16 protein-coding genes are annotated in these 22,535 nt (G+C 61.1%); 4 read left to right on the top strand and 12 right to left on the bottom strand.

Features of this window, described 5'->3' with window-relative positions; genetic code table 11:
• Window positions 1–9 precede the first annotated feature (9 nt).
• The 3 genes from AC0IXA_RS04465 to AC0IXA_RS04455 are packed head-to-tail and all read right to left on the bottom strand — an operon-like array spanning window position 10 to window position 3,079.
• Window positions 10–876: a carbohydrate ABC transporter permease gene (locus AC0IXA_RS04465; protein WP_007912484.1), complete on the bottom strand. Its 867-nt coding sequence runs from the start codon at window positions 874–876 to the stop codon at window positions 10–12.
• Window positions 873–1,985, bottom strand: coding sequence for an ABC transporter ATP-binding protein (locus AC0IXA_RS04460; protein WP_016775290.1), 1,113 nt, complete (start codon window positions 1,983–1,985; stop codon window positions 873–875). Before AC0IXA_RS04460 ends, AC0IXA_RS04465 begins: the two co-directional genes overlap by 4 nt.
• Window positions 1,985–3,079, bottom strand: coding sequence for an ABC transporter ATP-binding protein (locus AC0IXA_RS04455; RefSeq protein ID WP_016775291.1), 1,095 nt, complete (start codon window positions 3,077–3,079; stop codon window positions 1,985–1,987). The genes AC0IXA_RS04460 and AC0IXA_RS04455 overlap by 1 nt, the downstream gene beginning before the upstream one ends.
• Before the next feature lie 382 nt (window positions 3,080–3,461).
• Here AC0IXA_RS04455 and AC0IXA_RS04450 point away from each other — a divergent pair, with 382 nt between their 5' ends.
• Window positions 3,462–5,300, top strand: coding sequence for a sigma-54-dependent Fis family transcriptional regulator (locus AC0IXA_RS04450; RefSeq protein WP_471811928.1), 1,839 nt, complete (start codon window positions 3,462–3,464; stop codon window positions 5,298–5,300).
• Between the two features lie 186 nt (window positions 5,301–5,486).
• Here AC0IXA_RS04450 and cysS read toward each other — a convergent pair whose 3' ends face one another.
• Together cysS and AC0IXA_RS04440 are read right to left on the bottom strand one after the other, a co-directional pair.
• The gene (gene cysS / locus AC0IXA_RS04445) at window positions 5,487–6,869 is read right to left on the bottom strand and encodes a cysteine--tRNA ligase (RefSeq protein WP_471811926.1); all 1,383 of its coding nucleotides are present in this window, start codon (window positions 6,867–6,869) and stop codon (window positions 5,487–5,489) included.
• Between the two features lie 18 nt (window positions 6,870–6,887).
• Window positions 6,888–8,585 carry a glutamine--tRNA ligase/YqeY domain fusion protein gene (locus AC0IXA_RS04440; protein WP_471811924.1) on the bottom strand — a complete coding sequence of 566 codons (1,698 nt, stop codon included), beginning with the start codon at window positions 8,583–8,585 and terminating at the stop codon, window positions 6,888–6,890.
• A gap of 251 nt (window positions 8,586–8,836) precedes the next feature.
• Here AC0IXA_RS04440 and AC0IXA_RS04435 point away from each other — a divergent pair, with 251 nt between their 5' ends.
• Together AC0IXA_RS04435 and lpxH are read left to right on the top strand one after the other, a co-directional pair.
• Window positions 8,837–9,343, top strand: a complete 507-nt coding sequence (locus AC0IXA_RS04435; protein WP_076567676.1) for a peptidylprolyl isomerase — start codon at window positions 8,837–8,839, stop codon at window positions 9,341–9,343.
• Complete coding sequence (gene lpxH, locus AC0IXA_RS04430; RefSeq protein ID WP_122612127.1) at window positions 9,340–10,092, top strand: UDP-2,3-diacylglucosamine diphosphatase; 753 nt, start codon at window positions 9,340–9,342, stop codon at window positions 10,090–10,092. Before AC0IXA_RS04435 ends, lpxH begins: the two co-directional genes overlap by 4 nt.
• Window positions 10,093–10,194: 102 nt before the next feature.
• Here lpxH and AC0IXA_RS04425 read toward each other — a convergent pair whose 3' ends face one another.
• The 7 genes from AC0IXA_RS04425 to AC0IXA_RS04395 form a co-directional block, all read right to left on the bottom strand.
• A complete protein-coding gene (locus AC0IXA_RS04425) occupies window positions 10,195–11,724 on the bottom strand; it encodes a DHA2 family efflux MFS transporter permease subunit (protein ID WP_024013426.1) in 1,530 nt (509 codons plus the stop codon).
• A gap of 219 nt (window positions 11,725–11,943) precedes the next feature.
• Complete coding sequence (locus AC0IXA_RS04420; RefSeq protein WP_024013427.1) at window positions 11,944–13,146, bottom strand: HlyD/EmrA/EmrK family protein; 1,203 nt, start codon at window positions 13,144–13,146, stop codon at window positions 11,944–11,946.
• 15 nt (window positions 13,147–13,161) lie between these two features.
• A complete protein-coding gene (locus AC0IXA_RS04415; RefSeq protein WP_471811921.1) occupies window positions 13,162–14,631 on the bottom strand; it encodes an efflux transporter outer membrane subunit in 1,470 nt (489 codons plus the stop codon).
• Entirely contained in the window at window positions 14,621–15,103 is a 483-nt protein-coding gene (locus AC0IXA_RS04410) for a MarR family winged helix-turn-helix transcriptional regulator (protein WP_341637145.1), read from the bottom strand. The genes AC0IXA_RS04415 and AC0IXA_RS04410 overlap by 11 nt, the downstream gene beginning before the upstream one ends.
• 235 nt (window positions 15,104–15,338) lie before the next feature.
• A complete protein-coding gene (locus tag AC0IXA_RS04405) occupies window positions 15,339–19,013 on the bottom strand; it encodes a translocation/assembly module TamB domain-containing protein (RefSeq protein ID WP_471811919.1) in 3,675 nt (1,224 codons plus the stop codon).
• On the bottom strand, window positions 19,010–20,737 hold the full coding sequence (locus AC0IXA_RS04400; protein WP_016775302.1) for an autotransporter assembly complex protein TamA: 1,728 nt from the start codon (window positions 20,735–20,737) through the stop codon (window positions 19,010–19,012). The genes AC0IXA_RS04405 and AC0IXA_RS04400 overlap by 4 nt, the downstream gene beginning before the upstream one ends.
• A 66-nt stretch (window positions 20,738–20,803) precedes the next feature.
• The gene (locus AC0IXA_RS04395) at window positions 20,804–21,454 is read right to left on the bottom strand and encodes a GNAT family N-acetyltransferase (RefSeq protein ID WP_016775303.1); all 651 of its coding nucleotides are present in this window, start codon (window positions 21,452–21,454) and stop codon (window positions 20,804–20,806) included.
• 260 nt (window positions 21,455–21,714) lie between these two features.
• On the opposite strand from AC0IXA_RS04395, the gene xthA reads away from it, so the two are divergent.
• A complete protein-coding gene (gene xthA / locus AC0IXA_RS04390; RefSeq protein ID WP_471811917.1) occupies window positions 21,715–22,527 on the top strand; it encodes an exodeoxyribonuclease III in 813 nt (270 codons plus the stop codon).
• The last annotated feature ends 8 nt before the right edge of the window (window positions 22,528–22,535 follow it).

Below are 22,535 nucleotides of genomic sequence, written 5' to 3'. Positions count from 1 at the left end.
GGCCGGGCCTCAGCGGTTGGCGTCGGAGTGCGTCATGGCGGTATAGAACAGCCAGGACACCAACAGGATGATCAGGAAGTACACCAGCGAAAACGCCGCTGCCGGACCGAGGTCGAATTGCCCTACAGCCATCTGCGTCAACGTCTGACTCAAGAAGGTCGTGGCATTGCCCGGCCCGCCGCCGGTGAGCACGAAAGGCTCGGTGTAGATCATGAAACTGTCCATGAAGCGCAGCATCACCGCGATCAGCAGCACGCTTTTCAGCTTGGGCAACTGAATGTGGCGGAACACCGCCCAGGCCGAGGCGCGGTCGATCCGCGCGGCCTGGTAATAGACGTCGGGAATCGCCCGCAGGCCGGAGAAACACAACAGCGCGACCAGCGAAGTCCAGTGCCAGACGTCCATCACCAGCACCGTCACCCAGGCGTCCATGGTGTTGGCCGCGTAGTTGTAGCTGATGCCCATCGCGTTGAGGCTGGAACCGAGCAGGCCGATGTCGGCGCGGCCGAAGATCTGCCAGATGGTGCCGACCACGTTCCACGGAATCAGCAGCGGAATCGCCAGAATGATCAGCACCACCGAAGACCAGCGGCCCTTGGTCGGCATGGTCAACGCGACGGCGATGCCCAGCGGGATTTCGATCAGCAGCACGCAGGCTGAATAGATGAACTGGCGCAGCAGCGAGTCGTGCAGACGCGGATCAAGCAGCACTTGCTTGTACCAATCGGCACCGACGAAGTAGCGGCTGGACTGGTCGAAGATGTCCTGCACCGAATAGTTGACCACGGTCATCATCGGGATCACCGCACTGAACGCCACCAGCAGGAACACCGGCAACACCAGCCACCAGGCCTTGTTGTTCTGCACTTTGTTCATGGCTGCGCCTCCTCGTCGCTGACTTCCAGGAGAAATTCGTCGGCATAGACCATCAGCCATTGCGCCGGGAAACTGATGTAAGCCGTGCCCTGCGGCACTGGTTTGTCTTCAGCCAGGCGCACTTTCAACGGTGCGCCGTCGAGGTTGAGGGTCATGATCTTGTAGGTGCCGAGGTCTTCGACGTGTACGACTTTTGCCTGCATCGCGTCGTCAAACGGCTCGTCCCACACATGAATGAACTCGGGGCGGATGCCGACCTTGAGATTTTTCCACTGGCCGTGCTCGATATGGCGCTGCAAGGCGTCGGACAGCGGCAGGTGCGTCGAGGCGAAACCGACGCCACCGGGCTGCGGCTGCACCTCGATCAGATTCATCCCCGGGCTGCCGATGAAATAGCCGACAAAGGTGTGGCTCGGCCGTTCGAACAATTCCCGTGGCGTACCGAACTGGACGATCTGGCCGCCGTACATCACCGCGATCTTGTCGGCGAAGGTCGAGGCTTCGAGCTGATCGTGGGTGACGTAGACCATGGTGATGTTGAACTGCTCATGGATCTGCTTGAGCTTGCGCCGCAGTTTCCACTTCAAGTGCGGGTCGATCACCGTCAGCGGCTCATCGAAGAGGATCGCCGAGACGTCATCGCGCACCAGCCCACGGCCCATCGAGACTTTCTGCTTTTCGTCGGCGGTAAGGTTGCGCGCCTTTTTGCTTAACAGATTTTGCAGGTCGAGCACCTCGGCGATTTCCTGCACCTTGCTGTGCACTTTCGCCTCGGCCATGCCCTGATTTCGCAGCGGGAAAGCGAGGTTGTCGAACACCGTCATGGTGTCGTAGACCACCGGAAACTGGAAAACCTGGGCGATGTTGCGCTTCTCCGGGGTCAGGTCGTTGACCGCTTTGCCGTCAAACAACACGTGGCCCTGGGACGGGCTGAGCAGGCCGGAAATGATGTTGAGCAAGGTCGACTTGCCGCAACCGGACGGGCCGAGCAAGGCGTAGGCGCCGCCCTGCTCCCAGACGTGATCCATCTCGCGGATCGCGTAATCCTCGGCGCCGCTCGGGGTTTTGCTGTAGCTGTGGGCGAGGTGCTGCAAACGGATTTCGGCCATCAGGCAACCCTCGCGACACGCCGGCCCGGTGCTTGCACCAGACGGCCCTGCGCATCGAAAACGAACAGTTTGTGGGTCGGGATATAGATGCGGATCGGCGCATCGACGTCGTATTCGTGAACCCCGGGCAAGTGCAGCACCAGCAGAAAGTGCTCGTTGCGCACGTGCAGGAAGGTTTCCGAACCGCTGATTTCGGCGACCTCGACGGTCACGGCCAGTTCGAGATCATCATCGTTGCTCGGCACCAGCGAGATATGGCTAGGGCGCACGCCGAAGCGGAACTCGCCCTCGCCCACCGGGCGCAGATCGACGTTCAACGGGAAGTGGACGAAGTTGGCGAAGCTGACTTCGTTGCCGGCAATGCGTCCCGGCATCAGGTTGATCGGCGGTTCGGAGAACAGTTCAGCGGCGAGCACCGATTGCGGCTGGTGATACACCTCGGTCGACGGCCCGCTCTGGATCACCCGGCCTTCGTGCAGGATGGTGGTGGTGCCGCCGAGGGCCAGCGCTTCGTTGGGCTCGGTGGTGGCGTAGATGGCGATGGTGTGACGGGCCTTGAACAGCTCGCGCATTTCCTGACGCAGCTCTTCGCGCAGCTTGTAGTCGAGGTTGACCAGCGGCTCGTCGAAGAGGATCAGTTCAGCATCCTTGACCAGCGCGCGGGCCATGGCCGTGCGCTGCTGCTGCCCACCGGAGAGCTCCAGCGGATAGCGCTGCAAGAACTTCTCGATGCGCAGCATGCGTGCGGTTTCCTGCACCTTGCTGTGGATGATCTCTTTCGAAATACCGGCCTGGCGCAGTGGCGAGGCGATGTTCTCGAACACGGTCATGGTCGGGTAATTGATGAACTGCTGATAGACCATCGACACGTTGCGCAGCCGCACCGGGCGCTGGGTGACATCGACGCCGTTCATCAGCACGCGGCCGCTGTCGGGCTTGTCGAGGCCGGCCATCAGGCGCATGAGACTGGTCTTGCCGGACAGCGTGCGCCCGAGCAGAACGTTGAAGGATCCGGGTTCGAATTTCAGGCACGCATCGTCGATCCAGATCTGGCCCTCGACGGTACGGCTGACGTGCTCCAGGGTGAGTGACATGGCTCGGCCTTTGTTATTTTTGGAGTCAAGCGACCGGAGCAACAGAGCGACATTCGTGCCAGAAATGGCAAGTGGTTGATTTGCCGTGAAAATCGTTGATTAGGCAGGGAGGTGGCGTTCACAGCTGAACACTTTTGAACAGTCGGGGTGATTGACAATGAACAATAGTGAACAACACTCTATGCACGCTTTTGCCCAATCCTCAATGCAAATGGATCCCCTGTGGGAGCGAGCCTGCTCGCGAAAGCGGTGTGTCATTCAATGAATCCATTGACTGAACCGACGCTTTCGCGAGCAGGCTCGCTCCCACAGGGGGTTTGTGGAGTTTTGAAGATCGGGTTCATAACAATAATAAAATCGCTGCACTCAGAGGCTCGCCCCCATGGCCGCACCTGCTTCGCCGCTGTCCCACGACGCGATCGTCCAGACTTCCTGGCAACGTTGCCGCGCGTTCGGCCTCGACCACCAGAGCGCCCCGGCCTTCGATCAATTGCCCGCCGCCGGCATTGCGCGGCTGCTCGACAGCCATCACTCGCTGGTGCAGACCACGCATCAGGAAGTCCTGCCCTACTACGAAAACATCCTCAGCAATTCCAACTGCCTGATCATGCTCGCCGACAATCAGGGTCAGGTGCTGACCTCATGGGGCACACAGCGCTTTATCGAACCGAATCTGGCACGGGGCTTTCAGGCCGGGGCGAGCTGGATGGAGCGCAGCAGCGGCACCAATGCAATCGGCACCGCACTGGCCTGTGAGCAGGCGGTGCACATCGAACACGACGAACACTTTCTCAAGGCCAACCGCTTCATGACCGGCTCCGCCGCGCCGATTTTCGACGCCGAGCGCAAGGTCATCGCCGTGCTCGATGTCTCCAGTGACAGCTACCTACCGCCCTCGCACACCTTGGGCATGGTCAAGATGATGAGCCAGACCGTGGAAAACCGGCTGATCCTCAACCTGTTCCACGGCCAGCATTTTCAACTGACCTTCAACACCGGGTTGAACAACCTCGACAGCCAGTGGGCCGGGCTGTTGATTTTCGATGAGAGCGGACAGGTGCTGTCGGCCAATCGCCGCGCCGACAATCTGCTCGGTGTGCGTTTATCCCGCGTCAGCGTTGAAAGCCTGTTCAAGGTGTCGCTGCTGGAGCTGATCAACCAGCCCGAGGGTCTGCCGTTTGCCTTGCAGACCTCCGGACGCAACCGTTTCCAGTGCTTGCTGAAACGGCCGAAACAGGCGCCGGTGCAGGCGCGGGTATTTGTCGCCGAGGACAAGCCTGCGCCAGCCAGCGCGATCAGCCTCAATACCCTGCATTTCGGCGACAGTCGCGTGGAAAAAGCCGTACGCCAGGCCGAGCGCTTGCTGGAGAAAGACATTCCGTTGCTGATCCACGGCGAAACCGGGGTCGGCAAGGAAGTCTTCGTCAAAGCCTTGCACCAAGCCAGCTCTCGACAAAAACAGGCATTCATCGCAGTGAACTGCGCGGCGATCCCCGCTGAACTGGTCGAGTCCGAGTTGTTCGGTTACGAGAAAGGCGCGTTCACCGGGGCCAACCAGAAAGGCAGCATCGGCCTGATCCGCAAGGCCGACAAAGGCACGCTGTTTCTCGACGAGATCGGTGACATGCCGCTGCCAACTCAGGCGCGTTTGTTGCGCGTGTTGCAGGAGCGTTGCGTGCAGCCGGTGGGCAGCAGCGAGTTGTTTCCGGTGGACTTGCGGATCATTTCCGCGACCAACCGATCGTTGCGCGAGCAGGTACAACTGGGCCGCTTTCGCGAAGACTTGTACTACCGCATCGGCGGCCTGACCCTGGAGCTGCCGCCGTTACGCGAGCGCAGTGACAAGCAGGCGCTGTTCAAACGGCTGTGGGAGCAACATCGCGAGCCGACGCAATGGGCGGGGCTGAGCCAGGAGGTATTGGAGCTGTTTGAAAAGCATCCGTGGCCGGGGAATCTGCGTCAGGTCAGCAGCGTGATGCAGGTAGCGCTGGCCATGGCCGAGGAACAACCGGTGCGGGCTGAGCATCTGCCGGATGATTTTTTTGTCGACCTGGAGATGGAGCCGGTTGAGACGGCGGCGCCGCTGGGGCTGGATTTGAATGATGTTGAGGCGTTGAACAGGGAGTTGAAGGCGGCCGGGGGGAATATTTCGCATCTGGCGCGGCGGCTGGGGGTTAGCCGCAATACGCTTTACAAGCGGTTGCGGCAGATTGGCAATTAAAAGCCAGATCAAAAGATCGCAGCCTTCGGCAGCTCCTACAGGGATCGCGTTTCCATCGATCGTTCCCACGCTCCGCGTGGGAATGCAGCCCGGGACGCTCCGCGTCCCTACAGAGCCGAACGCGGAGCGTCCGTTGAGGCATTCCCACGCAGAGCGTGGGAACGATCATGGTAGGGGCTTTGGGCCTCAGTCCGCCAGACGCCAGGTAGTCCCACCCTTGCCATCTTCCAGCACCACGCCCATCGCCGTCAGCTGATCACGGATACGATCGGACTCAGCCCAATCCTTGCCCGCCCGAGCTGCCAGGCGCGCCGCAATCAGTGCATCGACTTCAGCCGCATCGACCCGCCCTTCAGCGCCGGCCTGCAGGAAGTCATCCGCCTCCAACTGCAACACACCGAGCACACTCGCCAGTTCTTTCAGACGTGCCGCCAGCCCCGCCGCTGCATCGAGATCGCTCTCACGCAGACGGTTGATCTCGCGCACCATCTCGAACAGCACGGCGCAGGCTTCAGGGGTGCCGAAGTCATCGTTCATCACCGTGGTGAAACGCTCGACAAACGCTTCGCCGCCCGCCGGCGCCACGCTCGGCAGGCCTTTCAGCGCATGGTAGAAACGCTCCAGTGCGCCCTTGGCGTCCTTGAGGTTGTCTTCCGAATAGTTGATCGCGCTGCGGTAGTGGCTCGATACCAGCAGGTAACGCACGACTTCCGGGTGGTACTTGTCGAGCACGTCGCGGATGGTGAAGAAGTTGTTCAAGGACTTGGACATCTTCTCGCCATTGATGCGAATCATGCCGCAATGCATCCACGCGTTGGCGTAGGTCTTGCCGGTGGCCGCTTCGCTCTGGGCGATTTCATTTTCGTGGTGCGGGAACTCCAGATCGCTGCCGCCGCCATGAATGTCGAAGGTCTCGCCGAGGCAGCAGGTCGACATCACCGAGCACTCGATGTGCCAGCCCGGACGTCCGGCGCCCCATGGCGATTCCCAGCTCGGCTCGCCCGGCTTGGCGGCTTTCCACAGGACGAAGTCGAGCGGGTCTTGTTTCGACTCATCGACTTCGATGCGCGCGCCAATGCGCAAATCTTCGATCTTCTTGCGCGACAGCTTGCCGTAGCCCATGAACTTGGCGACGCGGTAGTACACGTCGCCATTGCCCGGTGCGTAGGCGTAGCCCTTGTCGATCAGGGTCTGGATCATCGCGTGCATGCCAGCGATGTGATCGGTGGCGCGCGGTTCCATGTCCGGCTTCTGGATGTTCAGGCGCGCTTCGTCTTCGTGCATCGCGGCGATCATGCGCTCGGTCAGCGCTTCGAACGACTCACCGTTCTCGCGGGCGCGATTGATGATCTTGTCGTCGATGTCGGTGATGTTGCGCACGTAGGTCAGGTCATAACCGCTGAAGCGCAGCCAGCGCGTCACCAGGTCGAACGCGACCATGCTGCGGCCGTGGCCGAGGTGGCAGTAGTCGTACACGGTCATCCCGCAGGCGTACATGCGCACCTTGTTGCCATCCAGCGGCTTGAAGACTTCTTTGCTCTTGCTGAGCGTGTTGTAGATCGTTAGCACGTTAGTTCCTTGACTCACTCACTGGCCCCACGAATCACGCAGGGTCACGGTACGGTTGAATACCGGCTGACCGGGTTTCGAGTCCTTCAGGTCTGCGACGAAGTAGCCTTCGCGCTCGAACTGGAAACGGTCTTCCGGCTGTGCGTTGCCGAGAGATGGCTCAGCGCGACAACCGGTCAGCACTTGCAGCGAGTCAGGGTTGATGTTGTCGAGGAAGCTGGCGCTGTCTTCGGCCTTTTCCGGGTTCGGCGAACGGAACAGGCGATCGTACAGACGCACTTCGCACTCGACGCTGGCGGCGGCCGGCACCCAGTGGATCACGCCTTTGACCTTGCGCCCTTCCGGGTTCTTGCCGAGGGTGTCCGGGTCGTACGAGCAACGCAGTTCGACGATGTTGCCGTCGGCGTCCTTGACCGCTTCGTCGGCGCGGATCACGTAGCTGCCGCGCAGACGCACTTCACCGGCCGGTTCCAGGCGCTTGTAGCCCTTCGGCGGCTCTTCCATGAAGTCTTCACGATCGATGTAGATTTCCCGGGCAAACGGCAGCGCGCGCACGCCCATGTCTTCTTTCGGGTGGCGTGGCAGTTCGAGGTTTTCGACCTGGCCTTCCGGGTAGTTGGTGATGACCACTTTCAGCGGACGCAGCACGCACATGGCGCGCGGGGCGCTGTGGTCGAGGTCGTCACGGATGCTGAATTCGAGCATGCCGAAATCGACCACGCCGTCGGAACGGTTGGTGCCGATCATTTCGCAGAAGTTGCGGATCGATTTCGGCGTGTAGCCACGGCGGCGGAAGCCCGACAGCGTGGACATGCGCGGATCGTCCCAGCCATTGACGTGCTTCTCGTCCACCAACTGCTTGAGCTTGCGCTTGCTGGTGATCGTGTAGTTCAGGTTCAGGCGGCTGAATTCGTACTGGCGCGGGTTCGCCGGCACCGGCAGGTTCTCCAGGAACCATTCGTACAGCGGGCGATGGCTTTCGAACTCGAGGGTGCAGATCGAATGGGTGATGCCTTCGATGGCATCCGACTGACCGTGGGTGAAGTCGTAGTTCGGATAGATGCACCACTTGTCGCCGGTCTGGTGGTGATGCGCGTGGCGGATGCGATACATGATCGGGTCGCGCAGGTTCATGTTCGGCGAAGCCATGTCGATCTTCGCCCGCAGCACGCGCGCGCCGTCCGGGAATTCACCGGCCTTCATCCGCGCGAACAGGTCGAGGTTTTCCTCAACCGAACGGTCACGGAACGGGCTGTTCTTGCCCGGCTCGGTCAGGCTGCCACGGTATTCCTTGGCCTGTTCCGGGGTCAGGTCGTCGACGTAGGCCTTGCCGGCCTTGATCAGCTCGACGGCCCAGTCGTGCAATTGATCGAAATACTGCGAGGCGTAGCGCACTTCACCGGACCATTCGAAGCCCAGCCATTTGACGTCGCTTTCGATGGCGTCGATGTATTCCTGATCTTCCTTGGCCGGGTTGGTGTCGTCGAAACGCAGGTGCGTGACGCCACCGAACTCCTGGGCCAGGCCGAAGTTGACGCAGATCGACTTGGCGTGGCCGATGTGCAGGTAGCCGTTGGGCTCCGGCGGGAAGCGAGTCACGATCTGGGTGTGCTTGCCCGAGTCCAGATCTGCCTGGATGATCGGCCGCAGGAAGTTGACCGGCACGGCAGGGCCGGACTTGGCATTCGAGGTAGGGTCGACAGTGGGCTTGCTCATAGGATCCTTGACGTACAGGTGCGCGGCCGCAAAGAGGGGCCAGACAAAACAAAGCCGCTATCATAGCCGATGCTGTCAAGGGCCTGACAGAGCAGCTCTTATAAAGGCACGCATTTAATCGCCGGGAAATGAAAAACCGCCTCGAAATTCGCGCCTGTCACGCTAAACTGCGCACCTTGGCCGAAGCAGGCTGAACCGGTTGTGGGGCTCAATGTCCCAGAACCACGAATTCCCTATGAAGAGTAATGACCATGACTCAAGTCAAACTGACCACCAACCATGGCGACATCGTCATCGAACTGAACGCTGAAAAGGCGCCGATCACCGTTGCCAACTTCATCGAGTACGTCAACGCCGGTCACTACACCAACACCGTATTCCACCGCGTCATCGGCAACTTCATGATCCAGGGCGGCGGTTTCGAGCCAGGCATGAAAGAGAAGAAAGACAAGCGTCCAAGCATCCAGAACGAAGCGGACAACGGTCTCTCCAACGACAAATACACCGTCGCCATGGCCCGCACCATGGAGCCGCATTCGGCATCGGCGCAGTTCTTCATCAACGTCGCCGACAACACCTTCCTCAACCACAGCGGCAAGAACGTCCAGGGCTGGGGCTACGCGGTATTCGGTAAAGTGACCGCCGGCACCGACGTTGTCGACAAGATCAAAGGCGTGTCGACCACTTCCAAGGCCGGCCACCAGGACGTACCAGCAGACGACGTGATCATCGAGAAAGCCGAGATCATCGCAGCGTGATATTGCTGATTTCAGACTTGCATCTGGAAGAGGAGCGCCCGGACATTACCCGGGCGTTTCTGGATTTGCTCGCCGGACGCGCCCGCTCGGCGAGTGCGTTGTACATCCTCGGCGACTTCTTCGAGGCATGGATTGGCGACGACGCCATGACGCCCTTTCAGCGTTCCATCTGCCAGGCCCTGCGCGATTTGAGCGACAGCGGCACGGCCATATTCCTGATGCACGGCAATCGCGACTTCATGCTCGGCAAGGCTTTCTGCAAACAGGCCGGCTGCACCTTGCTGAAGGATCCGAGTGTCGTGCAGTTCTACGGCGAGCCAGTGCTGCTGATGCACGGCGACAGCCTGTGCACCCGCGACGTTGGCTACATGAAGCTGCGCCGCTACCTGCGCAACCCGATCACCCTGTTCATCCTCCGTCATCTGCCGCTGAGCAGCCGCCACAAACTGGCGCGCAAGCTACGCAGCGAAAGCCGTGCACAGACGCGGATGAAGGCCAATGACATCGTCGATGTCACCCCGGAAGAGATTCCGCGAGTGATGCAGGCATTCGGCGTGAAGACTCTGATCCACGGCCACACCCACCGCCCGGCAATTCACAAGTTGCAGCTTGGTGAGCAGGCGGCGAAGCGGATTGTGCTGGGGGATTGGGATCGTCAGGGTTGGGCGTTGCAGGTGGATGAGAGTGGGTATGCCTTGGCGCCGTTCGATTTCGCCCCGCCGCCAGCCCTCCCCGCCCCAACGATTTAAAGCGAAGATCAAAAGATCGCAGCCTTCGGCAGCTCCTACTTTGGAATGCGTTCTCCTGTAGGAGCTGCCGAAGGCTGCGATCTTTTAGCAGTCACTGCAAAATCAATGACCGGATGCAGCAGGCCCGGCCTTGGCGGCAAACGGCGGCTTAGCCAGCCACACGATCAGAATCAACCCCATAAACCCCCAGCCCAGCAACGTGAAGTAATCCACGGTGGAGAGCATGTACGCCTGGCTCGTGAGGATCTGATCCATCTGCGCATACGCCGACTGGCTCGCCCCGCCCAATTGATTTAAGGTCTCGCGGGTAGCTGGCTCGAACGTGCTGATGCTTTCGCTCATATACGCATGATGCTGATCGGCCCGGCGAATCCAGATCCACGTGGTCAGCGAGGCCGCGAAGCTGCCGCCCAGTGTCCGCAGGAAAGTCGCCAGACCGGCGCCGTCGGCAATCTGGCTCGGCGGCAAGTCCGACATCAGAATGCTCAGGGTCGGCATGAAGAACAGCGCCACACCGATGCCCATGAACAACTGCACCAGCGCGATGTGCTGGAAGTCGACTTCGTTGGTGAACTCGGCACGCATGAAGCAGCTCAGGCCAATCGCCAGAAACGCAATGCCGGCGAGCAGACGCAAGTCGAACTTGTGCGCGTATTTGCCGACAAACGGCGACAGCAGCACCGGCAGAATCCCGATCGGCGCCACGGCAAGTCCCGCCCAGGTCGCGGTGTAACCCATTTGCGTCTGCAACCACTGCGGCAGGATCAGGTTGATGCCGAAGAAGCCTGCGTAACCCAAGACCAGCACCAGCGTGCCGATGCGGAAGTTGCGATGGGCGAACAGGCGCAGGTTGACCACCGGATGGCGGTCGGTCATTTCCCAGATCACGAACACCGCCAGCGCGACCACGGAAATCGCCGCGCCGACGATGATGAAATTCGACTCGAACCAGTCCAGGTCATTGCCCTTGTCGAGGATCACCTGCAACGCGCCAACACCGATGATCAGCGTGATCAGGCCGACGTAATCCATTGGCTGGCGACTGGTCACCACCGGCCGTTTCGCCAGTTGCGAACGCACCACCATCACCGCAAAGATGCCGATCGGCACGTTGATAAAGAAGATCCACGGCCAGCTGTAACTGTCGGTAATCCAGCCGCCGAGAATCGGCCCGGCAATGGGCGCGACCACCGTGACCATCGCCAGCAGCGCCAGGGCCATCCCGCGTTTCGCCGGCGGATACACCGCGATCAACAGCGTCTGCGTCATCGGGTACAGCGGCCCGGCGACCAAGCCTTGCAGCACGCGAAAGCCGATCAGCTCAGGCATCGAAGTGGAGATACCGCAGAGAAACGATGCCAGTACGAACAGCATCGTCGCCCACAGAAACAGCTTCACCTCGCCGAAGCGGCGGCTGAGCCAACCGGTCAGCGGCAGCGCAATTGCGTTGCTCACGGCAAACGAAGTGATGACCCAGGTGCCCTGCTCCGAACTCACGCCGAGGTTGCCGGAAATCGTCGGCAACGCCACGTTGGCGATGGTCGTGTCGAGCACTTGCATGAATGTCGCCAGCGACAGGCCGATGGTGCTGAGCAACAGGCTGGGCGGCGTGAAAGAAGCGTTATTGCTCATTGTGAATCCTATGAAACCTGATGGTCGCTGCGGCCTGATGAACACAGGCGGCCCTGTGGTAGCAGGCCCTTGTGGCGAGGGGATTTATCCCCGCTGGGTCGCGAAGCGGCCCCTCTTTTGGCTCAGGAAAAACGGGCCTGCTGCGCAGGCCAGCGGGGATAAATCCCCTCGCCACAGATAACCCCTCACCACAGAGCCTGCTTCTGATCCGGTGTGCTCTCAGCGCTGTGCGGTCTTGCCTGCTGCTGCGCTGTTGTCGTGAATCAATTGGGCAATCATCGCGTCCGCTTCGGCCAGTTGGCGGTCATACACATTGGTGCTGAACGAAGCCTTTTGCGGCGGTTGCTGGGCCAGCACCGGGCCGCTCTGGTCGTGCAGATTGACCTCGACATTGGTCGACAGACCGACACGCAGCGGGTGCTTGGCCAGCTCTTCGGCGTTGATGTGGATACGCACCGGCACACGCTGGACGATCTTGATCCAGTTACCGGTGGCGTTCTGTGCCGGCAGCAAGGCAAATGCGCTGCCGGTACCGGCGCCGAGGCTGTCGACGGTGCCGCTGTATTTCACATCGCTGCCATAAATATCGGCCTCGATATCCACTGGCTGGCCGATGCGCATGTCACGCAGTTGGGTTTCCTTGAAGTTGGCGTCGATCCACAGCTGATCCAGCGGAATCACCGCCATCAACGCGGTGCCCGGCTGCACGCGCTGACCGAGTTGCACAGTGCGCTTGGCGACGTAACCGGTGACCGGCGCGATCAAGGTGCTGCGGGCATTGGTCAGATAGGCCTGACGCAGATCGGCAGCCGCCGACATTACGTCCGGATGCGACGAGACCACGGTGTCGTCGACCAGTGCGCTGGTGGTTTTCAGTTGCTGTTTGGCGTTGGCCAGAGCGTTCTGCGCCGAGGTCAGGTCGTCGCGGGCGTGGGACAGCTCTTCCTGGGAAATCGCCCCGCCCTGAGCCAGGTTTTTCCGCCGGTTGTAGTTGTCCTGGGCCTTCTGCACTTCGGCCTGCTGCGCATTGACCTGGGCTTTCATGCCGTCGACGTTGCTATACAGGCCGCGCACCTGACGCACGGTGCGCGCCAGTTTCGCCTTGGCACTTTGCAGGCCGACTTCGGCATCGTTGGGGTCGAAGTTGACCAGCACCTGGCCTTCCTGGACCAGATCCCCGTCGTCGGCACCGATGCTGACCACGGTGCCGGTGACCAGCGGCGTGATCTCCACGACGTTGCCGTTGACGTAGGCATCGTCGGTGCTTTCGTTAAAGCGCCCGATGAACTCGTGATAGGCCCAGACGCCGGCAATGGCGAGCAGGACCACCACAGCGAGGGCCAGCAGCATCACCTTGCGTTTGCGCGGGTTGCCGGTGTCCGGGGTGTTGTCTTGAGCTTGGGTGTTTTCGGCAGTGGCCATGACAAATACCTTGAATTATGGGTGCGACGACGCGGGGCTGGCGTTGGCTGCGTTCAGGTTTTCACCCTGAAAGCCGCCGCCCAGCGCTTGCATCAGTTGAATCGACAGGTCGATCTGCTCGGCATTGAGGGTCGCCAGTTGACGCTGGGCCTGGAGCAATTGCTGCTCGATGCTGAGCACGTCCAGGTAGTTGCCGATGCCGGAACCGTAACGCTGGACGACGGTGTTGTAAGAATCCTGAGCAATGTCGGTGGCGTGTTGCTGCGCGCCGATCTGCCGGCCGATATCGCGCAGCTGATTGATGGTATCGCCGACATCGCCGAGGGCTTTCACCAGACTTTTGTTGTACTGCGCCACCGCCAGATCGTAATCAGCGTCGCGCGCATCGAGGTTGGCGCGCAGGCGTCCGCCATCGAAAATCGGCAGCGACACGGTCGGCGCGATGTTGAAGAAGCGGCTGGCCGAACCGAACATCGCGTCACCCAGCAACGACTCGGCGCCGGCCGAGGCCGACAGATTGAGGTTGGGATAGAAACGGGTTTTCGCCGCATTGATGTCTTTGCTCGCCGCTTCGACACGCCAGCGTGCCGCGACCAGATCCGGGCGGCGTCCGAGCAGTTCCACCGGCAACACCGACGGCACCGCCACGGCGCTGGCTTGCAGGACTTTCGGTCGAGCGATTTCGTTGCCACGATCCGGGCCTTTGCCGAGCAATACCGCCAAGGCGATTTTCGCGCTGTTCAGGCGTTTTTCCGCGTCGATCAGGCTGGCCTGAGAACTGGCTTCCAGACTCTGGGTTTGCTGGAACTGGTACTGGCTGTCGATCCCCGAACTCAAGCGGCGCTGACTGAGGTCGAGCATTTGCCGGGTGCGCTTGAGGTCTTCGCTGGCGAGGTCATAAACGATGTGCGCCTGACCGAGATCGCTGTAAGCGCGGGCGACGTCAGCGGCAAGTGTCAGCTGCGCGGCCTGACGGTCGACTTCGGCAGCGCGGGCCTCGCCGAGTGCGGCTTCCCAGGCATCGCGCTGACCGCCCCACAAGTCGAAGTTGTAATTGAAACCGGCGCTGACATTGCGCACCGTCGCATAGGCACCGCCCTGCCCCAGCGGATCCTGATCACGAGCCAGCCGCGAACGGCTGATGCCGGCGCTGGCGTCGAGGGTCGGATAGCGCTCGGCATCGGCGGCATAGGCGGCGGCACTGGCCTGATGGGCGCGGGCTGCGGCGATCTGCATGTCCGGGCTGTCGTGCAGGGCTTCGCGGATCAGGCCGTCGAGCTGCGGATCGCCGAGGCTGCTCCACCAATCGCTCTTCGGCCACGCCGCTGGCGACAGGGTGACGCCGTCCAGAGACTGCGCTGTCTTCAGGCTCTTCGCGTCGAGGCGTTGGCCTTCAGTGTCGAGGCCGCTGTAGTTGGCGCAACCGGCGAGGATCATCGCCGACAACAGCAGCATCAGACTGCTGCGCAAAGTGTTAGCGCTCATTGTGATCACCTAGACGCTGGATGGTGATCGGGTCACCGGCGGCCAGCAGGATTTTCTTGAGGATGTATTCCAGGGTTTTCAGCTCTTCGCGGGAGATCGCGCCGGCCAGTTCATTCATCGCATCGGCACCGATGTGCGGCAGACGATCAGCCAGTTGCTGGCCCTGCTCGGTCAGTTTCAACTCCACCTGACGGCGATCGCCTTCGCTGCGCTGACGAATCAGGAACGCTTTCTGCTCGAGACGATCGAGCATGCGCGTCATCGACCCGCTGTCCAGCGAAAGATGCCGGCACAGCTCGGCCGGGGTGTCGACGCCGAACTGGGCCATGATGATCAACACTTTGAACTGCGCGGCGGTGATGCCGTGGGGTTCCATGTGGGTATCGATGATCCGGTCCTTGAGCAACGCGGCACGGCCGAGCAACAGGCCGAGGTGGCAATGTTTGAATTCTTCCGGGGTGAAATGCTTCATGGCTCGACCTGATAACTGCCTAGGCAGTGAATGTATGTCGAGATGTTACTGCTTAGGCAGCGAATGTCAACGCAATAGTTAGGGGGCTTGGTAATTTGTTGACAAGTGAACTGGGTTTTATCGCGTGCGCAACCGCATTCGCGAGCAGGCTCGCTCCCACAGGGAAAACACGTTCCAATGTGGGAGCGAGCCTGCTCGCGAAGGGTGCGACTCGATTGAAATAAGCAGGTGCGCTCTAGAAATCCCGCTTGTAGAAAATATCCAGCGAGCTCGCCACGCCGCTCGCCGCTTCGACGTAGACCTTCTTGCTCAGCTTGTAGCGCAGGGCGATGGTGCTGGCCGGTTCGAATACACCCACTCCATAGCGGAGGCTGAGTTTTTCCGAGATGTTGCCGCTGGCGACGACGCTGGTGTCGTTGCCGCTGCCTTGGGTGTCGAGTTGGAAGTCCTGAATACCCAGATCCTTGGCCAGACCACTGGTGACCCCAGCGCTGCCCATCAGGCCCAGGCCCAGCGCGGCTTGCGCGAGCATATTGTTATCTTCGCCGCTGGTACTCAGCGGACGGCCCAGCACCAGGTACGACAGCGCCTGTTCCTGACTCATCGCCGGTTCGGAGAAGATCTGCGTGGTCGGTTGTTCGGCGCTGCCGCTCAGGCGAATACCGGCGATGACGTCGTCGGTCTGACGGATCGCTTCGATGTCCAGATACGGCTGGTCGATGGGACCGGCGAACAACAGACGCGCGCGACGCACCGTCAGGCGCTGGCCGTAGGCGCGATAGCGGCCGTCGTTGAGCCAGAGTTCGCCACGGGTATCCATGTTGTCGCCGATGTGCACCTGACCTTGCAGGTTGGCGGTCAGGCCGAAACCGGCAAAACTCAGCTTGTCCTGGCCGACGATCACGTCGATGTCCATTTTCATCGCGATCGGTGGTTTGCCCTCTTCGGTCTGCGCACCGACGATGATCGTGTCGTCGGAGACTTTCACGGTCGATGGCGGCAATTCACGCACGGTGATTTCGCCCTTCGGCACCAGCACCTTGCCGGCAACTTTCAGCTCATCGCCGGCCATGGAAATCTTCAGGTCCGGGGCCATTTCCAGTTTGGCGTAGGGTTCGACGCTGACTGGCAGTTGCGTGCCCTTGAGCGCCAGATCGACCACCAGTGCCTGCCCCCAGGCGACGTTGCCGTTGAGACTGCCTTTGCCAGTCTTGCCGCTGTCCCAGCCACCGTCCAGGCGCACCGATTCGCCGGCAATCGCCGCAGTCAGTTGCAGGTTCTGCAGCTCCATCGGCAGTTCGGCGCCGGACACTTCGCCATCGCTGAGCTGCACAGTGCCGTTGACCAATGGCGCGAGCAGGCCACCGGAAATAGTGCCGCTGCCGTTGAGCCGGCCAGTGATTTTTTCCACCATCGGCACGAACGGCCGCGCCACCGACAGATCGAGGCCGGAAAGGCGGAACGAACCGCTCAGCGGTTTGTTTTTCGGCAGCGGATTGAGCTGCGCCTGGACCAGCAATTCGCCGAGTTTGCCGCCGACAAAATTGAGCTCGGTGTCGACGCGCTTGGGCGTGAGCTTGCTGCTGAGTTTGAGGGTCTGGTAGGGGAAATCCAGCCAGCGATCCTTGTCGCGCACGCGCAGGGTGCCGCCGCTGGCATCGACACTGACCACGCCGTTCGGGCCGCTCGCCGGCAAGTCGAGTTGCAGATCGGCGTTGAGTCGGCCCTGCCAGGCGAAGTCTTTGGGCAGCCACTGCGCAAGGCTTTCGATCGGGAATTGCTTGAGGTGATAACGCAGCTTCGGCTCGGGCATCAGGCGTTGGTCTTCGCCACACAGGCTGGCGTTGCCGGACAGCCAGCAATGCGCGCCGAAATTGATCTGGCCGTCCGCCAGGCGCTCCAGTTTTGCGGGGCCTTGCAGCTTCCAGTCCTGGCCACCGGCCTGAATGTCGCCACTGGCCAGACGTCCGCGCCAGTTGCCCTTGTCGAAGTTGCCGTCCAGACCCAGCGCCAGTTTCAGCTTCGGTCCGATCAGGTCGAGGTTGAGTTTCTGGCTTTTGATATCGCCCTGAGCACTGGCGGTCAGGGTGCCCAGCGAGGTGTCGCCGGCCTGAATGCCGCTGCCTTTGAGATTGATCTTCGCCCGCTGCGCACTGTCGAGCGTGGCGTCGAGGTTGAGGCTTTGCAGACGGTTGTCCTGAAAGGCCAGTTGCGAGCCCTGCAAATCGAGCTTGCCCTGCGGCGCCTTCAGCGTACCGGCGACGTTGACCTGCCCGTTGACCTGCCCGCGCAATTGCGGCCACAGCTGGGCCAGACGCGGCAGCTTGACGTCGATCTGTCCGCCGAGTTTGTCCTGCAGGCTGCCCTTGCCGTTGATGCTGTTATCGCCGAGGCGGATTTGCAGGGCATTAAGGTTCCACCGCTCGCCCGCACCGTCAGCCTTGGCCTGCAAAATCGCCGGCTGACCGCGCAATTTGCCTTTGAGGTCGAGGTCGGCGCTGAGGCTGAGCTGATTATTCTTCATCTCGCCTTTGCTCTGCAACGGCCCGGCCAGCGTGCCCGGCAGCTCCGCGACCCAGTACGCCGGGTTGAGCGCCGACAGATCCAGCGCGGTATCCCAGGCGATGCCGTCGGCGAAGCGCACATTGACGTGCCCTTCGGCCTTGCCCTGCCCGGCCTGCATGACCAGTTGCGGCAAGGCGATCTGTTCCAGACTGCCGCTGAACGGACTGCTCAAGGTGAACGCGCCGGCCGGGCCATCCAGCGCCGCGTCGAAATTACCGAGGTACTGACCGTCGGTGTAGGACACTTCGCCGGTAAAGGTGCGCAACGTCACTTGCGGCTCGTCGATTTCCGGATAGAGCCGGTGCCACGGGAAGCCTTGCCAGTTGATACTGGCCTGAGCGCTGAGGCCCTTGCTCCAGTCGACGTTGCCGGTGAGCTTGAGGCTTTGCGTGTCGTTGGCATTGAGGTCGAGGCCGGCGATCTGCGCGCCATTGGCGTCAACCTTGCCCTTGAGCAGCAGCGCCACTGGCGATTTTTCGGCGGGCAGCGTGGCGTTGCCGAGGAGTTGATAACCGTTTTTCAGGTCGCCTTCGCCCGTGAGCACAAGCTGATTGAATTGCAGGGTGTCCGGCAGATCGGCGCTGGGTTTGAACGCGTCGCTGGTGATGCGCAGCTTGGCCGGCAGGTTTTCCGCCAGCGCTTGCAGTTCACCGTTCAACTGGCCGTCGAGGTAGCCACGGCTGTCGGCGTGCAGGTTGAGGGTTTTCAGCAGATCACCTTCAACTTTCAACGCCAGCGTCCACGGCTCGCTGCCGGGAGACGGCAAAGTCAAATCGCCCTGAATCGTCAGCGGCCAGTTGCCGCTCGGTTGCAGCAGGCCGGACAGGTTCAGGCTGAGCTCGTCGCGCTGCAATTTCACGCTGTCGATCTGCAGGCCCTGAGCGGTCCAGTGCGCCGCCAGTTGCAAGCCCTTGAGTTGTTCGCTGCCGTTGAACAACAGGCTGCCCACCTCGACGTCGCCCAATTTGATGGCCAACGGCAATTGCAGGTCCGGCAGTGTGATCGGGCCGCTCTCGGTGGTTTCTTCGCTCGGCGGGAATTGCAGGATTACCTGCTCGGCCTTGAGCTGATCGATGCACAAGGTCATGCGCGTCAGGCACAGTGGCGACCAGGCGAAGATCGCCTTGTTCAGCTCGACTCGGCTGGTGTCCTGCTGCCACACCAGGTGATCGGCGCTCCATTGCCCAGCGAGGCGACCGTGGAAATTCTCCACGCTCAGGCCCGGCACCAGGCCCAGCGCCCAACGACTGCCGGCCTGCGTGCCAAGCAGTGCGGAGATACTCAAGACGATCAACACGACCAGCGCCAACAGCGTCAGCGCCGTAATTTTCACACCACGCTTCACAGCTCAGGCCCCATGGAAAAGTGCAGCCGGATGCCGCCGTCGTCGTCCAGCGCGTGGGCCAGGTCAAGGCGGATCGGCCCGACCGGCGAGACCCAGCGCACACCCACACCGACCCCGGTCTTGAGGTCGGGCAGTTCGAGTTTGTTGAAAGAGTTGCCTTGGTCGACGAACGTCGCGACCCGCCATTTTTCGGCGATCGAGTATTGATACTCGACGCTGCCAGCCACCATGTAGCGACCGCCAATCCGTTTGCCATCGGAATTTTTCGGCGACAGGCTCTGATAGTCGTAACCGCGCACGCTCTGATCGCCACCGGCAAAAAAGCGCAGCGACGGCGGAATCGAGTTGTAGCCGTTGGTGGCGCTGCCGCCGACCTGCACGCGGCCGAGCAAGCGGTGCTTGTCGAACACCGTGGTCAGGCCTTTGACCAGCGCGGTGCCATATAAAAGGTTGTTGTCCGAACCGAGGCCTTCCTTGGCCACTTTGCTTTCGAAGCTCAGGCGATAGCCGTTGCGCGGGTCGATGCGGTTGTCGCTCTTGAGGTACGAATAACTGATGCCGGGCATCAGCAACGTGCTCAGGCCGGAGTCGTCGCCGAGTTCGTATTCTTCACGTTGCCATTTCAGCGAGATCACCCGCTGCCAGCCGCTGGGCAACTTGCTGTGCCATTCCGGGCCGAAAGTCAGCAGTTTGCTCAGGGTGTCGGAGCCTTCGATGTCTTCGAACTGATAGCCGCCGGCCCAGCGCAGTTTGTCGGTCAATGGCGGGTCGAGCGGGATGTCGTAGAACAGCCCGACGTTCTGCCGGGGCGCCGAGAGCTCGGCCTCCCAGCCATAGCTGTCGCCCTGCGGGTTGACCCAGTGACGCGTCCAGTTGGCCTTGATCCGTGGCCCGACGTCGGTCGAATAACCGAGTCCCAGACCCATGGTGCGCGGCTTGCGCGTGTCGAGTTTGACGGCGACCGGAATCACATCGTTCTGCGCTGCCGTCGGTGCTGCATCGACGCGCACGCCTTCGAAATAGCCGCTCGATTGCAGGTCGCGGTTGAGTTCGGCGATCAGTTCCGAATCATAAGGCTCGCCTGCCTTGAACGGCACCATGCGTTGCAGCAGGTCTTCGTCGAACGGCGTGTCGCCCTCGAAACTGACTTTGCCCAGCGCATAACGCGGGCCGCTGTCGTAGATCAATTCGATGTCGGCCACGCCCGCGCGGGGATCGACCATGAGTTTCTGGCTGGTGAAATGACCGCTGAAGTAACCGAAGCGCGAGGCCTGATTCTGGATCACCCGTTTGGCGTCTTCGTAACGGCCATGGTTGAGCACGGCGCCGGACTTGAGCAGGTCGCTTTTCGGTACGCGAAAGGATTTCAGCGAGGCCGCCGGGCCGTCGACGCGCACGGTGACGTTGCGCAGGCGAATCGGCTCGCCGGGATCGATGTTCAGCACCAGACGCGGTTTTTCCCCGCCCTTGACGTCACTGTCGATCTGCGGCTGATAGTAGCCCAGAGCCTGCGCCGCTTTGCGCGCCTGCTCTTCGGCGCCGCGACTGAAACGCAGCAAGGCTTCTTCGTCGCGATCGCCGAGGCTGCCGATATAGCCTTCTATATTGGCCTTGAGTTCATCGTTGGACGGCTTGATCCGTACATCCAATTCACTTTGCGCCAGCGCCGCGCAGCTGGATAACAGCATCAGCACGCCGCTGGTAAATCTTCGTGGAAACTTCATAGGCGCGGATGCTATCACGGGCTCGGGAGCCTGATAGAACAGGTAATTTGTGAAGAAGTTCGATCATTATCCCGTTGCTGTTTGTAACACCTGCGGATTGGCGTGGAAAAATACGTGTTCGCGCACCGGCCCGACGGCAACCTCGCCGATCTCCTGATAACCCTGCCTTTTATAGAATTCCAGGTAGCGTGGGTTGCCGGTGTCGAGCACCACGCCTTGCGAGGTTTCATCGACGGCGCACCAGTTGTGCACGGCGGTGAGCAATTGTTCGCCGTAATGCTTGCCCTGGAACTGCGGATGCACACCGAGCAGCGGCAGCATGTGCACCGAGTCACCCGGCACGCATGCGGCGACGGCATCGTGGTATTCCAGATAACGCCGGGTGCAGCGAAAACCGGTGCTGAGCACCATGCGCAAGCGCCACGCCCAACTTTCAGTAACGCCCAGGCGCCGTTGCGGCGGTGCGATCAGGGCGATGCCGATCAAGCGATCGTTGACCAACAAGCCGATCGCCGGCAGGTCCTGGAGAAAATGCTGTTTGACCAGCTCGCGCACCGTGGCGCGCACGCGTTGTTCGTAGCCGGGTCGCTCGGCTTCGAACAGATAGCCGAAGGTCGGCTCGTGGCGATAGGCCTGATACAGCAACGAGCGGGCTTCGCGTGAATAGCCGCGGTCGAGCATGTGGATGTCGGCAACGGCGGACTGGGTTTCAGGCATTGCAGTGATTCTCCCCGGGGGCGCGCTCGGAGGCTGGCGCGCTTGTTGGTACGAACCTTGGGCGGGTGATGTGGTTCCCCTCACAGGTATAGACCAAGTCGGGATCTTCATCGATCTTGCCGGCCTCTTCGCGAGCAGGCTCGCTCCCACACAGGCGCTGCATAGGGCATCACAAATCCCACAGGCCAAAATGATTTGTCCCACACTGGCCCATCTCCCCCATGTCAGCTAGCATCGCCCTTTTGCCAGGACTGCCGACCATGAAGATTGTTTCCTTCAACATCAACGGACTGCGTGCCCGTCCGCATCAGCTGGCAGCGCTGATCGAAAAACATCAGCCCGACGTGATCGGCCTGCAGGAAACCAAGGTTCACGACGACCAGTTCCCCCACGAAGACATCCGCGCCCTTGGCTATCACGTGCACTTTCATGGCCAGAAGGGCCATTACGGTGTCGCCCTGCTCTCGCGCAACGAACCGATCGCCATCCATAAAGGCTTCGCCACCGATGAAGAAGACGCGCAGCGGCGCTTCATCTGGGGCACTTTTGCCGATGCCAACGGCGTGCCGGTGACGATCATGAACGGCTATTTCCCACAAGGTGAAAGCCGTGACCATCCAACCAAATTCCCCGCCAAGGAGCGTTTCTACAGCGATCTGCAAGCGCTGCTGGAAAGCCAGTTCCACAATGAACAGCCACTGGTGGTGATGGGTGATGTGAACATTTCCCCGGAAGACTGCGACATCGGCATCGGCCCGGACAACATGAAGCGCTGGCTGAAAACCGGCAAATGCAGCTTCCTGCCGGAGGAGCGCGAGTGGATGGCGCGCCTGAAAAACTGGGGCCTGACCGACAGCTATCGGCACCTCAACCCCGACGTGAGCGACATGTTCAGCTGGTTCGATTATCGCAGCCGTGGTTTCGAAGATGAACCGAAGCGTGGCCTGCGCATCGATGTAATTCTGGCTTCCCATGGCCTGCTGTCACGGGTCAAGGATGCCGGCGTGGACTACGAACTGCGCGGCATGGAAAAACCGTCGGATCATGCGCCGATCTGGCTTGAGCTGAGCTGATCCAGCCT

This window comes from Pseudomonas sp. AC083 (genome assembly GCF_979253165.1).
This window is presented reverse-complemented; position numbering and strand designations above follow the sequence as displayed.